Origin of the sequence: Arthrobacter sp. zg-Y916 (assembly GCF_020907385.1) — a bacterium.
Classification (GTDB): Bacteria; Actinomycetota; Actinomycetes; order Actinomycetales; family Micrococcaceae; genus Arthrobacter_B; species Arthrobacter_B caoxuetaonis.
This window is the reverse complement of record NZ_JAJJOD010000002.1, coordinates 43,213-55,479: the sequence shown is the minus strand read 5'-3', so window position 1 is coordinate 55,479 and position 12,267 is coordinate 43,213. Positions and strand designations below refer to the sequence as shown.

The 12,267-nt window shown below is 65.8% G+C and carries 14 protein-coding genes; 7 read left to right on the top strand and 7 right to left on the bottom strand.

Annotated elements, in window-relative coordinates; genetic code table 11:
- The first annotated feature begins 80 nt into the window (after window positions 1–80).
- Window positions 81–920, top strand: a complete 840-nt coding sequence (locus LOC59_RS05560) for a ParA family protein (protein ID WP_229970960.1) — start codon at window positions 81–83, stop codon at window positions 918–920.
- A 76-nt stretch (window positions 921–996) separates the two neighbouring features.
- Here LOC59_RS05560 and LOC59_RS05555 read toward each other — a convergent pair whose 3' ends face one another.
- From LOC59_RS05555 to LOC59_RS05530, 6 genes are all read right to left on the bottom strand, one after another.
- The gene (locus tag LOC59_RS05555; protein WP_279324720.1) at window positions 997–1,587 is read right to left on the bottom strand and encodes a MerR family transcriptional regulator; all 591 of its coding nucleotides are present in this window, start codon (window positions 1,585–1,587) and stop codon (window positions 997–999) included.
- A gap of 216 nt (window positions 1,588–1,803) precedes the next feature.
- A complete protein-coding gene (locus tag LOC59_RS05550) occupies window positions 1,804–2,301 on the bottom strand; it encodes a bifunctional nuclease family protein (RefSeq protein WP_227897157.1) in 498 nt (165 codons plus the stop codon).
- A gap of 5 nt (window positions 2,302–2,306) precedes the next feature.
- Window positions 2,307–3,062, bottom strand: a complete 756-nt coding sequence (gene ftsR, locus LOC59_RS05545; RefSeq protein ID WP_227897158.1) for a transcriptional regulator FtsR — start codon at window positions 3,060–3,062, stop codon at window positions 2,307–2,309.
- Between the two features lie 12 nt (window positions 3,063–3,074).
- Window positions 3,075–3,542, bottom strand: coding sequence for an FHA domain-containing protein (locus LOC59_RS05540; RefSeq protein WP_227897159.1), 468 nt, complete (start codon window positions 3,540–3,542; stop codon window positions 3,075–3,077).
- Between the two features lie 216 nt (window positions 3,543–3,758).
- Window positions 3,759–4,535 (bottom strand): ABC transporter permease, encoded by a 777-nt coding sequence (locus LOC59_RS05535; protein WP_229970957.1) that lies wholly within the window; start codon window positions 4,533–4,535, stop codon window positions 3,759–3,761.
- Entirely contained in the window at window positions 4,535–5,278 is a 744-nt protein-coding gene (locus LOC59_RS05530) for an ABC transporter ATP-binding protein (protein ID WP_229970955.1), read from the bottom strand. The genes LOC59_RS05535 and LOC59_RS05530 overlap by 1 nt, the downstream gene beginning before the upstream one ends.
- Before the next feature lie 112 nt (window positions 5,279–5,390).
- Here LOC59_RS05530 and LOC59_RS05525 point away from each other — a divergent pair, with 112 nt between their 5' ends.
- The 4 genes from LOC59_RS05525 (at window position 5,391) to LOC59_RS05510 (ending at window position 9,790) form a co-directional block, all read left to right on the top strand.
- Entirely contained in the window at window positions 5,391–6,491 is a 1,101-nt protein-coding gene (locus LOC59_RS05525; protein ID WP_229970953.1) for a sensor histidine kinase, read from the top strand.
- Window positions 6,488–7,132, top strand: coding sequence for a response regulator (locus LOC59_RS05520; protein ID WP_227897163.1), 645 nt, complete (start codon window positions 6,488–6,490; stop codon window positions 7,130–7,132). The genes LOC59_RS05525 and LOC59_RS05520 overlap by 4 nt, the downstream gene beginning before the upstream one ends.
- Window positions 7,133–7,251: 119 nt before the next feature.
- Window positions 7,252–8,112, top strand: coding sequence for an SDR family NAD(P)-dependent oxidoreductase (locus LOC59_RS05515; RefSeq protein ID WP_229970951.1), 861 nt, complete (start codon window positions 7,252–7,254; stop codon window positions 8,110–8,112).
- An 82-nt stretch (window positions 8,113–8,194) separates the two neighbouring features.
- The gene (locus LOC59_RS05510) at window positions 8,195–9,790 is read left to right on the top strand and encodes a multicopper oxidase family protein (RefSeq protein WP_229970949.1); all 1,596 of its coding nucleotides are present in this window, start codon (window positions 8,195–8,197) and stop codon (window positions 9,788–9,790) included.
- A gap of 31 nt (window positions 9,791–9,821) precedes the next feature.
- Here the strand turns inward: LOC59_RS05510 and LOC59_RS05505 are convergent, their stop codons facing one another.
- Window positions 9,822–10,412, bottom strand: coding sequence for a TetR/AcrR family transcriptional regulator (locus LOC59_RS05505; protein WP_229970947.1), 591 nt, complete (start codon window positions 10,410–10,412; stop codon window positions 9,822–9,824).
- A gap of 77 nt (window positions 10,413–10,489) precedes the next feature.
- Between LOC59_RS05505 and LOC59_RS05500 the strand changes: the two genes are divergently transcribed.
- Together LOC59_RS05500 and LOC59_RS05495 are read left to right on the top strand one after the other, a co-directional pair.
- Complete coding sequence (locus tag LOC59_RS05500) at window positions 10,490–11,581, top strand: hypothetical protein (RefSeq protein ID WP_227917175.1); 1,092 nt, start codon at window positions 10,490–10,492, stop codon at window positions 11,579–11,581.
- A 138-nt stretch (window positions 11,582–11,719) separates the two neighbouring features.
- Window positions 11,720–12,262 (top strand): hypothetical protein, encoded by a 543-nt coding sequence (locus tag LOC59_RS05495; RefSeq protein ID WP_229970946.1) that lies wholly within the window; start codon window positions 11,720–11,722, stop codon window positions 12,260–12,262.
- The last annotated feature ends 5 nt before the right edge of the window (window positions 12,263–12,267 follow it).

Here is a 12,267-nt window from a genome sequence, read left to right as displayed (position 1 = left end):
CGTCACATAGAATGAGTACGGTTCCCTGGCACGGACCCGGCGCCCGTGATCCCTCGACACGTTAGGTATTGGTTCAACAAGTGCAAGTAGTGAGCATCAGCAGCCTGAAAGGCGGCGTCGGCAAGACCTCCGTGACCTTGGGACTGGCTTCAGCCGCACTGGCCGCCGGCATCCCTACCCTGGTGGTTGACCTTGATCCGCACGCGGATGCCACGACCGGCCTCGCGGTATCGGCCGGAGACAAGCTTGGCATCGGCGACATGCTGCGCAATGCGCGCCGGGCGGACCTCGCAGCGAACGTGGTTCCCAGCGGATGGGTGGAAACAGCCAGGAAGCGCAATCAGGGTTCGAAACGGGCCCCCGTCCTGGATGTGGCAATGGGTTCGGCCTATTCCGGTATCTACGACCGGCCCGATCTCGGCAAGCGGGACCTCAAGAGGCTCTCCACCCTTCTCGGCAAGGTCAACGGCTACGGGCTGGTCCTCATCGACTGCCCTCCGTCACTCAACGGGCTGACCCGCATCGCGTGGACGGCGTCAAACCGCGTCCTGCTCGTTGCCGAACCCGGACTCTTCTCCGTGGCCGGCACCGAACGCACCATGCGGGCCCTGGACCTTTTCCGCCGCGAGTTCGCCCCCAACCTGGCTCCTGCCGGAATCGTGGCGAACCGGGTGCGCCCCACCTCGAACGAGCACACTTTCCGGCTGGCGGAAATGAAGCAGATGTTCGGCGGCCTGCTGCTGGAACCGAACATTGCTGAACACGCCAACTGGCAGCAGATCCAGGGCGCGGCACACTCTGTCCACCACTGGCCCGGCGAATCGGCCAAGCAGGCAGCCTCGACTTTTGACGCCTTGCTCAAGAACCTTGTCCAAACCGGCAGCGTCCGCAACCGCGTGATGCGCCGGCCGGCCAGCTGACACTTCCCCAGCCGGGCACCAGCACGCAAAAGAGGCCGCTTCCTGACGGAGGCGGCCTCTTTGGTGTTCTTGGGGACTAGCTGATTTTGCGCGTTGCGCGCCTGCGGCTGAGTTCGTCTTCCGGGAAGGAATGCTCATCGGCATGCTCGCTGGGCAGCTGGGCCAGGCTTCCTTCGACTTCCCGCCACACGCGGCCGACGGCGATGCCAAACACGCCCTGCCCGCCCTGGACCAGGTCGATTACTTCATCAGCCGACGTGCACTCGTAGACGCTGGCGCCGTCGCTCATCAGGGTGATCTGGGCGAGGTCTTCAACGCCCCGCTCCCGCAGGTGTTCAACAGCGGTGCGGATCTGCTGCAGTGATACTCCCGTGTCCAGCAGGCGCTTGACCACCTTCAGGACCAGGATGTCGCGGAAGCTGTAAAGCCTCTGCGTGCCGGAACCTGAAGCACCGCGGACTGCCGGTTCAACCAGGCCCGTCCGAGCCCAGTAGTCCAGCTGGCGGTAGGTGATTCCGGCGGCCTTGCAGGCCGTGGGACCACGATAGCCTGCGTCTTCGTCCAGCACCGGGAGGTCCTCGGTAAACAGCAGTCCCTGGGCACTGGCCGGCAGCGTCTTTCCGGGTGCAACGGCGCGGTGTTCGCCGGCATCGCCTTTCAGACTCACTGTTCCTCCTCGTAATGGTTCCCGCAATATCGGCAGCCGCCGCAGGCCACCGGACGAAGACCGGCCCTGTTACCGGACCTGGCCGCACTAGCCTGTTCTCACTAGTGTGTCTGTGGTACCCCACTGGCGCAATGGGAACTCTATGCCTTTGACGTTAGATCCGAGCACGTCCAAGGTCAAAGATGCCGCCTGTTTTTTTGAGTGCGTGTCGGCGCCTCAGCGCTCGAAATCCTCGGGTTCGACGTCGGCAAGGAACTCCCGGAACTGCCGCAGCTCCTGCTCTGCGGTCTCCTGGTCTTCTTCGTCGGCGTCAGCGTCGGACTCCGTGATCCGCACGCCGGCTTCGTCGAGCACGGTGTCTGCGCAGAAGATCGGGCAGGGAACCCGCAGCGCCACGGCAATCGCATCCGAGGCACGGGAACTGACCCGGGTCCCGTCTTCAAATACCAGTTCCGCGTGGAAAACGGTGTCCTCCACGGTCACGAGCCGGACTTCCGTGACCCGGTGGTTCAAGGCCTTGATCACGCTGACCATCAGGTCATGCGTCATGGGCCGGGGCGGAACAATTCCCTGCTGCACGAAGGCGATGGCGCTGGCTTCGGGAGCTCCAATCCAGATAGGCAGGTGCCGGTCCCCCTCGAGCTCCTTGAGGAGTACCAGGGGCTGGTTGGACGGCAGTTCGATCCGTACGCCGACTACTTCGACTTCCTGCATGGGCTTTAGCTCTCCATCCGGGCTATCTGCCCGTTGACCAGGGCACTGTGCAGATTCAGGCAGAGGTCGCTGATCTCCCGTGCCGTCTCGGCGGCCCGCGCCTTCGAGGCGACGTCCCGGCGTGAGGCTACCGGCGCGATGACCCGCTCCACCAGTCCCAGTTCACGGTCTGCAGCAGCACGGAACGGCCTCAGGTGCCGGGGTTCGATCCCGTGGGCTTCCAGCTGGCTGCAGGCCTTGGCGACCTTCAGGGCGTGTTCATCATACTGCTGGTCCGAAGCACTGATAAGACCAAAACTCATGAGGCTGCGGACCAGCTCCGCAGAGGCGCCGGACTCGGCCACCAGTTCATCGAAGGACAGCACCCGGGGCCGGGTCCTGGCTGCCAGTTCTTCCGCCAGCTGCTCGGACACTGCACGGGGTGCCACACTGAGTCCGCCGGGGAGCGACTCAGGACGCTCTCCCCTGTCGATCGCGTCAAGGTAGTCCTTGATGACTTTGAGGGGAAGGTACTGGTCGCGCTGCAGGGCCAGCACGAACCGCAGGCGCTCAACATCCTGGGCGGAGTACTTGCGGTACCCGGCGGACGTGCGCTGGGGTGCCACCAGCCCCTTTTCCTCGAGGAAACGGATCTTGGAAGCGCTGATCCCGGGGAACTCGCTGCTGAGGTCAGCGAGGACCTGGCCGATGTTGAGAACGCGCGGACGCACGCGCTCCGCGGCTGAGCCGAGGGCGCGCCGGGCGGACTCTGGTCCTGGCATCCGATTCTGCCTTTAGGCCGTGCCGGCAGCCGGGCGTGCAGCGTAGAAGGTGAGGCGGAACTTGCCGATCTGGACTTCGTTCCCCGTGCGCAGCAGCAGCTGGTCCACCCGGTCGTTGTTGACGTACGTGCCGTTGAGGCTCATCGAGTCAACGACCCGGAAGCCGTCGGCAGTCCGGCGGAACTCAACGTGCTTCCGGGAGACAGTCACGTCGTCCAGGAAAACGTCCGCATTGGGGTGCCTCCCGGCCGTGGTGACGTCCTGGTCCAGCAGGAAGCGCGCGCCGGCGTTGGGGCCGGAGTGGGCGATCAACAGGGCGGATCCGGAAGGAAGGGCTGCCACGGCTGCCCTCTCATCGGCGCTGAGCTTCGGCTCTACCGAGGTGGCGTCCGAGGCCGGCGGAAGACTGATCGAAGTCGTGTCCTCCGCAGTGAAGCCACGCTGATCCGATTTTTCGGCGTTGTAGTCCTCGCCCGCCATACTGTTTCCTCCCCAAAAAGAACCGGCCATGCTGCCATTGCGGCGGCTGGCCATGTGTACACTCGCTTACCGTTCGTGCCTTACCGGCTGTCTTAGCCTACCTGCTGCGGGGCGTCTGCGGCACAGGGAATTCAGGACTCTCTTCCGTGCATGGTCTCCCACCTGGTCTGGGACGTGCGTTCGCGTGCTGACGTGCGCCTTTATTACCGCACCTTGTCATTGCCACCGGAAGAGCAGGGCTGAGACGCTGCTGCCAAGGAGTGCGGTCAGCGCCAGGCTTCCGACTGCGGCCGGAGCCACGGCGGTGCCTGCCCAGGCCGCAGACAGCGCTTGAACTGACGCACCGAACGGCAGCACGCTGCCAATGGCTTCCAGCGGTCCGGTCAGGGCGCTGAACCCGCCGAACATTCCGCCGAGGGCACCGAGAATGAAGAACACCACTAAACCGATCGCCGTGGCGGAGTTCGGTGTGGGCGCCACGGACGCGATCATCAGGCCCACTGAGTACAAGGCGGCAACAGATAAGGCGAAGACGGCGAGGGCCGTTCCCGGATTCGCCGGCAGCGCTGCACCGAAAAAGGTCATGGCCACGATTAGGGCCATGACGATCCCAAGCAGCGCCTGGAGCACACCGACGATTCCCTGGGCCGCCAGCACCATGGCCGGGGATGCCGGCGTTACTGAGAGCCGGCGAAGGATGCCGGAGCGGCGGTAATAAGCGAGGAAACCGGGCATGTTGATCATCCCGATTGTCGCGGTGACGATCGTGATCACCAGGGGCAGCACGAAGACCTCCAGGGCGGTCCGCCCGTTCTCCACAACCACGCCGGCGGCGGCTCCCGCACTCGCCACCAGGATCAGCAGCGGCAGCAGGATTGGAACGATCAATCCGCTGGTGTCTCGTCCCACCATCTTTGCTTCACAGCCGATCAGGGTCAGCCAGGACCGCATCCCGGGGCCGCGGACGCCAGTCAGTGAACTCAGCGCACTCATCATCTCTCCTCTTCTTCCCCAACGGTTTTGCCTGTCAGGGCCAGGAAAGCCTCTTCGAGATTCCCTGCTCCCGCCGCTTCAGCGACTCCGGCTGGTGTGCCCTCCGCGACGATCCGTCCGGCGTCGAGCATTGCCACGCGGTCGCACAGTGCCTCTGCCTCCTGCATTGCGTGGGTCACCAGCAGGACGGCGGCGCCTTCGCCGCGCAGTTGCTCCACCGTGGACCACATGCGCCGCCGCGCCATGGGATCAAGTCCGGTGGTGAGTTCGTCGAGGATCACTGCCCTGGGCCGGCCAACCAGTGCCAGGGCAATGGAGAGCCGTTGCTGCTGCCCGCCCGAGAGGGACTCGAACCTGGCTTTTTCGTGCCCGTCCAGCCCCACCAGGGCCAGCAGTTCCGGGACCGGCCGCGGCTGGGGATAAAAGCTGCGGTAAAGGTTGATGAGCTCACCTACGGTCAGGGCGTGGTGCAGACAGCTTTCCTGCAGCTGGACACCGAGTATCCTGCGAACCATCGCCCGGTCGGCACGCGGTTCCAGCCCAAGGACACGGACGCTGCCGCGGTCGGGCCTGCGCACGCCGGAGATCATCTCAACCGTGGTGGTTTTTCCGGCACCGTTGGCCCCCAGCAGGCCCAGTACCTCTCCCTGGCCGATCTGCAGGCTCACTCCGTCCACGACCGTCCTGCCGCGGTAGCTCTTGGCGAGGTTCACGGCGCTGACCGCCGGTTGCGAAGTATCCATGCCTAGAGGCTAGGCAGCGCTGCCCCGGCCGCGCAGGTGCCAAACGTCGGGTCCAGCGGGCATGACTTTTGGCACCTTGCCGCTTAGGTCCGCCAACCCTAGGGTGAGGAACATGCGTCGGCTTGGGCCCCAGGATTACTCGGGAATCGTCACCTTTGCGGTGGCGGCTGCTGTTGGCCTTCCCGTGGCGGTAGGTGCCGCCGAGACCCTGATCCCCCGTATCTGGTGGATCGCCGTGTTTATCCTTTTCCTGTGCTGCCTGCTTGCAGCCGGCGTTGTGTACGTCGGTTCAAGGCCGGGGCACGCCGCCCTCGCGGGTGCGGTCGCTGCGAGCTGGGTGGCGGTGCTGACGGCTCCCGGAGTGGGACTGCTGCCCGTGATCCTGGTTGTTACGGTCGCGGTCAGCGCTTACGCCGCTCCGATATGGGCCGGGCTGGTGCTTACCGGGCTCAACACCGCCGTGCTGGCCGTCAGTCTGGGCGCTCCCGGCAGCCAGCCCCCGGGACTGCCGGCCATTCTTGCGTTTTATCTGCTGATACAGCTGGCCTCACACCTCAGTTCCGCATCGATCATCGCCGGGGAACGGATGCGCCGGGAACTAGCCGAGACCAACGTCGCCCTGCGTGCCTCGCAGCTTCTGCTGGCGCAGTCAGTCAGGACCGCCGAGCGGCTCCGGATTTCCCGCGAGCTGCACGACCTGATCGGCCATCAGCTCACCGTCCTGACCTTGGAGCTGGAAACCGCGCAGCACACCGAGGGCGCCGGGGCGCGTCCGCATGTGAAACGGGCGAACCGGGTGGCCCGCGAGCTCCTTTCCGATGTACGAACCACTGTGGGAGAGCTGCGTACGGAAACGGCAGATCTGCACGCCATGCTCGCTGAAGTTGTGCAGGACCTTCCCGGCCTCACAGTGCAGGTGGAGGTAGAACCGGGACTCCACCCGGATGAGGAGCAGGCTGCTGCCCTTCTCCGGGCGGTGCAGGAAATCGCCACCAACACCCTGCGGCACTCCGGTGCCAGCACCCTCGGGGTGAAGGTTTCCCGCGACGGCGCAGACATAGTCCTGGAAGCCGTGGACAACGGGCGCGGAGGAATGCCGCAGCCCGGCAACGGCCTGCGTGGCCTGCGCGAACGCTTTGAGGCCCTCGGCGGCAGTATTGGGCTGGACGGCAGCTGCGGGTTCCGGCTCACAGCCAGGGTTCCGGCCTCATGACCCGCGTGGTGCTGGTGGATGACCAGGTGCTGGTCCGCCATGGCATCCGGAGCCTGCTGGAGCTGGCGGGCGTCGCCGTCGTTGGCGAGGCGGGTGACGGACGCGCGGCAGTCGAGGTGATTGCCGCCGCCATCCCGGACGTTGCACTGCTTGACCTGCGGATGCCGGGCTATGACGGACTGTGGGCGCTGCGGGAACTGGCCGCTGCGGACATCCGCGTCCCTGTGCTGGTCCTGACCACGTTCGACGATGACAACCTGCTGCTTGAAGCGCTGGCAGCCGGCGCCCGCGGATACCTGCTCAAGGACGTCACACTGGAGCAGCTGACCCGGGCCGTGTCCACCCTGGCCTGCGGCGGAACGCTGATCGCGCCGTCGATCACTGACCGGCTGCTGCGCGCGGTACGTTCCGGCCGGCTGCCGGTGGAACCGGGAACCGGTCCGGTTGAAGAACTGAGCCCGCGGGAGCTGGATGTGCTGCGTCTTGTCGCCGGAGGATTCAGCAACCGGGAAATCGCTGCCGCTCTCTTCCTGGCAGAGGGAACGGTGAAGAACCACATCTCCGCACTGCTGCTGAAGCTCGGCGCCCGTGACCGGACAAACGCTGTGCTGCGGGCCCTGCACGGCGGCATCCTCGATTAGGCTGCGGGTCCGCCCGGGATGGAACAGACGGCGAGCGCCCGGGTCAGTGCCGTTTCTGTAGCTGTGTTCCCCTCCTGTGCCGTAGCATCCCGGCGTACACCGCCTGGCTAAGGAACATCATGCGCAGCAGCACTCCCGCCCGCCCGCACCGCCGTGCCCTCGTTACCGGTGCTGCCACGGGCATTGGACTGGCCGTCTGCCAGGCGCTCTCCCGGCAGGAGTGGCATGTGCTGGCAACCGCCCTGCCAGGACAGGACAGCTCAGCCCTCCACGACCTGCAGGGCGTTGAAGTCGTCGAGGCAGACCTCAGGTGGAATTCGTCCCTGCAGGCGCTCGTGGACCGGGTTCGGAGGGAACCTGTCCTTGATGCGTTCATCAGCAGCGCCGGAATCGCCATTCCCGGCCCGCTGGAGGCAATCCCTGCAGAAGCGCTGCGGGAACAGTTCGAGGTGAACACATTCGCGCCGGTGCTGCTGGCCAGGGCGATACTGCCCCTGCTGCGTAAGTCCAGGGGCAGCCTGGTCTTCGTCGGCGCCGGCCAGGGACGGGTCGCGCTGCCTTTTGGCGGCCCTTACGCGGCCAGCAAGGCCGCGCTCGCTGCGTTGACCGATGCCCTGCGCGCTGAGACGGCGGGCAGCGGCATAACGGTGACCCTGTTTGAGCCCGGCGCCGTCCGCACCGGCATCCTCACGGACAGCAGCGCGCGTGCCCTGGCCCAGCTCGAGGGCATGCCGGAAGCAATGGCGGACCTGTACCGGGGCGCACTGCTTGCCGTTCTCCGGCGCTCCGGTCAGGCATTCCGGCAAGCACTTCCGGTGGAAGATGTTGCCCGCCTCATCACTCGAACCCTCGATTCTCCGCATCCGCCGCCGCGCCGGCTCGTTGGCAGGGACGCCCTGCTGCTCGCCGCAGTCGCCGACCTCCCCGCCAGGTGGCGGGCGCGCCTGGTCCGCCGCCTTATGCGCGAACGCAAGGCGTGACCCCCTCAGTCGCTCTGAGGCGACACGGATGTCGACACACGCACCACTCCCCGCCGGGAGGCAGCAGCCTACGGTTTCGGGCATGGACCCTTCACCCAGCTCCCTGCCCGAATCCCGCCGGACCCGCCGGACCGCGCTGCGGCGGGTCCTGATCGCCGCGATACTGGCCCTCTTTGCCGTCTCCGGGTGTGTCCCTGCCACTGAGCCCATGGAACAGACCACGTTCCCCTTCGACCGCCGGCTGCCCATTCCGCCCCTCGCGGATTCCCAGGTGGTCGACGGCACGCGGGTGTTCCAGCTAGATGCTCAGGAAGGGTCCAGTGAACTCGTCCCCGGCCTCCAGACCCCCACGTGGGGGTTCAACGGTGATGTGCTGGGACCGACGCTGCGCGCCGAGGAAGGCGAGCAGGTCGCCGTCGAGGTCCGGAACTCGCTCTCCGAACCAACCACCGTGCACTGGCATGGCATGCATCTTCCCGCAGCCATGGACGGCGGTCCGCATCAACCCGTTGCTCCCGGCAGCTCGTGGCGTCCGGAATGGCAAATCGACCAGCAGGCTGCAACACTCTGGTACCACCCGCATCCGCACGGCCAGACGGAGAAGCATGTCTACCGGGGGCTGGCCGGAATGTTCATCCTCGACGATGCGCGGTCCCGTCAGCTGGACCTGCCTAAGGACTACGGAGAGGACGATATTCCCGTCATTGTCCAGGACAAGCGGTTCGACAGCGGGGGCGGACTGGTTCAGGATTCCCAGGGCAACGAGCTGGGACTGCTTGGAGATACGGTCCTGGCCAACGGCGTCGCCGGAGCGGTACAGGAGGTGGGCACTGAACTCGTGCGCCTGCGGCTGCTGAACGGTTCGACCGCCCGCACCTATGACTTCGGTTTCGACGATGACCGGCGCTTCGACCAGATCGCCACCGACGGCGGATTGCTGGCTGAGCCGCTCCAAACCACCCGTGTGCGTCTCTCCCCCGGCGAGCGCGCCGAGATCGTCGTTCCGATGGTCCCGGGTGAGCAGACCATGCTGACGTCCTTCCCGCCCGACCTCGGCGATGTCCTGGTGCCCTCCGCTTTCGGTGCCCGTGACCGGTTCGATGTCCTGCTTCTGCGCGCTGCCGACCAGCTGCAGACCTCCCCTCCGCTGCCCGTGCGCCTGAGCGACGGCGCCGCGGGGCCGGTTGCATCCGAGGCCTCCGTCACCCGCAGCTTTGAGGTCCAGGACCGGCAGATCAACGGACGCAGCATGGACATGAACCGGATCGACGCCGCCCCCGAACTCGGCAGCACGGAGATCTGGGAGGTGACCAACACCCATGGCGTACCGCACAACTGGCACGTGCACGACGTCCAGTTCCAGGTACTGGACATTGACGGCGCTGCCCCTCCACCGGAGCTCCGTGGACGCAAGGACACCGTGTATCTGGAACCGAACCGCACCTACCGGCTGATCATGCGGTTCGAGGACTATGCCGATCCGGACTCCCCCTACATGTTCCACTGCCATCTGCTGCTCCACGAGGACCAGGGCCTGATGGGACAGTTTGTGGTCACCGGCCCGGGACAGGGCGGTAGCGGACAGGGCGGAGACGGGCACGGGCAGGGAGCGGCTCCGGACGACGACGGCGGCGGGCACCCGGAATCCGAGGTCCCGGACACAGGGCACCAGCACTGACTCCCGGGCAGCCCGGGAACCACCAAGCGGTTCAGTTCCGGCGGCCTGCGATCTGCTCCAGGTGATGGAACATCACTGCGGACAGGCGGGCGGCAGTGGCACTGGCCGGACGCATGGCCGCATGGAGTGCCAGCCCATCGATGAGGGCAAACAAACGTTCTGATTCGAGCTGCAGCTGAGCCTCGCTGCCGCCGGGAAGAAGTGCTGAGACCCACCGGGCACACGCTTCTCGGAGACGGTCGTAGGCCTCGTCGCGCAGTGACCCAAGCGGAGGGTCCACCATCGCGCGGGCCATAAAGGCCACCCAGACCTCATTTTCTGCCCGTCGTTCGTCATCGAGGGGCAAGAGCTCCGCGAGCACCAGCTTTGCCGCCGCCAGCGGATCGTTCGGGCGCTGGACAGCTGCAGCCCTGCGTTCAACCTGCTCCATCACATTGCGCATGGCAAAGATCAGCAGCTCCGACTGAGTGCCGAAGTAGTGCCGAAGAGATCCGGTGGAGAGGCCTGCCTCCCGCGCCACTTCCCGGACTGAGGCGCGCTCGATGCCGTCGCGCCGGATGACCCGCCAAGCCGCTCGGGCCAGCTCCAGACGACGTTGATCCCGATCGACCACCTTGGGCATGGATCTTTTATAGCACAGCCGTGTTAGCCTATGGCATATATCACGAGCGTGCTAAATCCTCACCTGTTGGAGGAGCGATGAATCACGGCACTGAAGAGAATTCCCCGCGCACGAACGCCGAAGCTGCTGAGCCCCTGCGCGTCGAGACGCCCGGAACGGCACCTCCCAGGAGAAGGCAACCCCACCGCCTGCTGCGGTCCCGGTGGTTGTGGGCAGCGGCCGCAGGCTGGGCCGCATCCAACCTGTGGGTTGTCCTTGCCTCCCCCTCCCGGCTGCCGTTCGACTGGCCAGCGCGTGCCGGCCAGTCAAGCCTCGAGATCCTGGCCGAGGTCAACATTGCACTGGCACAGATCCTGCTGCTTATGGGAGTGGTGTACCTGCTGACGCGCCACCGGCCCGACCCTCACCTGGCGGCCCGGGCACCTGAACGCAGGCAGGCCCTGCGGGAGACCCTTGGCCTGTTCAGCTATGGGCTCCTTGGCATGGTGGGCGGCTACGTCCTGGCCCAGGCCTTCGGCTGGCATCCTTTCGGCCTCCACCTCGCCGGAACCATATTCGGAACACATGACCAGCTGGCTCCCGGCGAGGTGCTGACCTGGGCTGGCTACAACCTGGTGGTTTACGCCGTCATTCCCCTGCTGTATTTCAGGCGCCGCTACTCTGCCACCGCCTTGGGATTGAAGTCGACAGCGCCGCGGAACGATCTGCTGGTGATCCTCGTGGTGCTGGGGCTGGAGACCTGTTTCCAGATCGTTTACCTGCAACCAGCCAGCCTCGGTTTGCCGCTGAATCAGCTCCTGCCCGGCGCTGCCCTGACCTTCTTCCTCTATATGGCCGGCGCCGTGCTCCCTGCGATGGTTTTCATCTACGCGATCCTGCTGCCCCGGATCCTGCGCCTCACCGGTTCGGCCGTTGCCACAGTACTGCTGGGTGGGCTGACCTACGCCGGACTACACTTCTGGGACGCATGGGCAGTCTTCACGTCCCCTGAATCCACCGTCCTGTCGGTCATTTTCCTCATCTTCACATACCTGGGTCCGGGAATGCTCAAGAGTTTCCTGACACTGAGGACGGGCAATGCCTGGGTCCATGTCTGGGCGTACCACGCCTTTGCCCCTCACACCCTGATCGATACGCCGCACATCGTCGAGGTGTTCCGGCTGAAGTAAGCCGGCAAGTGTCGGGAGCCCCGGATACCTGGCACCGGAACTGATTCCCCGGGCGGCACTGGTGGCACGGCCGCGAACGGGGAAAAGTTAAGGACAGAGGGGCTTTGACCCTGATCCCGGTGAACAAAGGGGCCTGCGGTGGCTGAAAACACCCCGACGGTGCTGGAGCAGGCGATGCCGGACTGGAAACACCGCGAGGTGCACCAGATCCGGATTCCCGCCACGGATGCCAATGTGATGGACGTGGTGGAACAGCTGACCTGGAACAGGGTGCCTGTGTTCCGCGGCATCCTGCGAATGGCCGGGCTGGGCACCCGGCGCTACCCCGCAGACGGGCGCGTGCTCACCGCGCTGCTCTCCGGACCGTACACGGTCCTGTACCGTTCCCCGGCCGAGCTGGTTATTGGCGGCGTTGTGAGCCTGCGCCAGCGGGAGATTCCGGCACTGGGGGACGACGCCGTTTCAGGTTTCCGCTCGCTTCGCGGACCCGGTCTGGTCAAGGCTGCCATCAACTTCTCGGTGGACGGGCAGACCCTTAGCACCGAGACCCGGGTGCTGCCCCTGGGCCGCCGGGCACGCCTGCTGTTCCAGCTGTACTGGCTGGTGATCCGGGCCGGCAGCGGGATCATCCGCCGGTCCTGGCTGCGTGGTGTGCGCGCCGAGATCAAGGCAGGGGCTTAGTCTCC

Coding starts and splice junctions, on each gene's coding strand:
- LOC59_RS05515 (WP_229970951.1), top strand. CDS start 7,252: ATGCGCAGCAGCACTCCCGCCCGCCCGCACCGCCGTGCCCTCGTTACC.
- LOC59_RS05505 (WP_229970947.1), bottom strand. CDS start 10,412: ATGCCCAAGGTGGTCGATCGGGATCAACGTCGTCTGGAGCTGGCCCGA.
- LOC59_RS05535 (WP_229970957.1), bottom strand. CDS start 4,535: ATGAGTGCGCTGAGTTCACTGACTGGCGTCCGCGGCCCCGGGATGCGG.
- LOC59_RS05500 (WP_227917175.1), top strand. CDS start 10,490: ATGAATCACGGCACTGAAGAGAATTCCCCGCGCACGAACGCCGAAGCT.
- LOC59_RS05540 (WP_227897159.1), bottom strand. CDS start 3,542: ATGGCGGGCGAGGACTACAACGCCGAAAAATCGGATCAGCGTGGCTTC.
- ftsR (WP_227897158.1), bottom strand. CDS start 3,062: ATGCCAGGACCAGAGTCCGCCCGGCGCGCCCTCGGCTCAGCCGCGGAG.
- LOC59_RS05510 (WP_229970949.1), top strand. CDS start 8,195: ATGGACCCTTCACCCAGCTCCCTGCCCGAATCCCGCCGGACCCGCCGG.
- LOC59_RS05550 (WP_227897157.1), bottom strand. CDS start 2,301: ATGCAGGAAGTCGAAGTAGTCGGCGTACGGATCGAACTGCCGTCCAAC.
- LOC59_RS05525 (WP_229970953.1), top strand. CDS start 5,391: ATGCGTCGGCTTGGGCCCCAGGATTACTCGGGAATCGTCACCTTTGCG.
- LOC59_RS05520 (WP_227897163.1), top strand. CDS start 6,488: ATGACCCGCGTGGTGCTGGTGGATGACCAGGTGCTGGTCCGCCATGGC.
- LOC59_RS05530 (WP_229970955.1), bottom strand. CDS start 5,278: ATGGATACTTCGCAACCGGCGGTCAGCGCCGTGAACCTCGCCAAGAGC.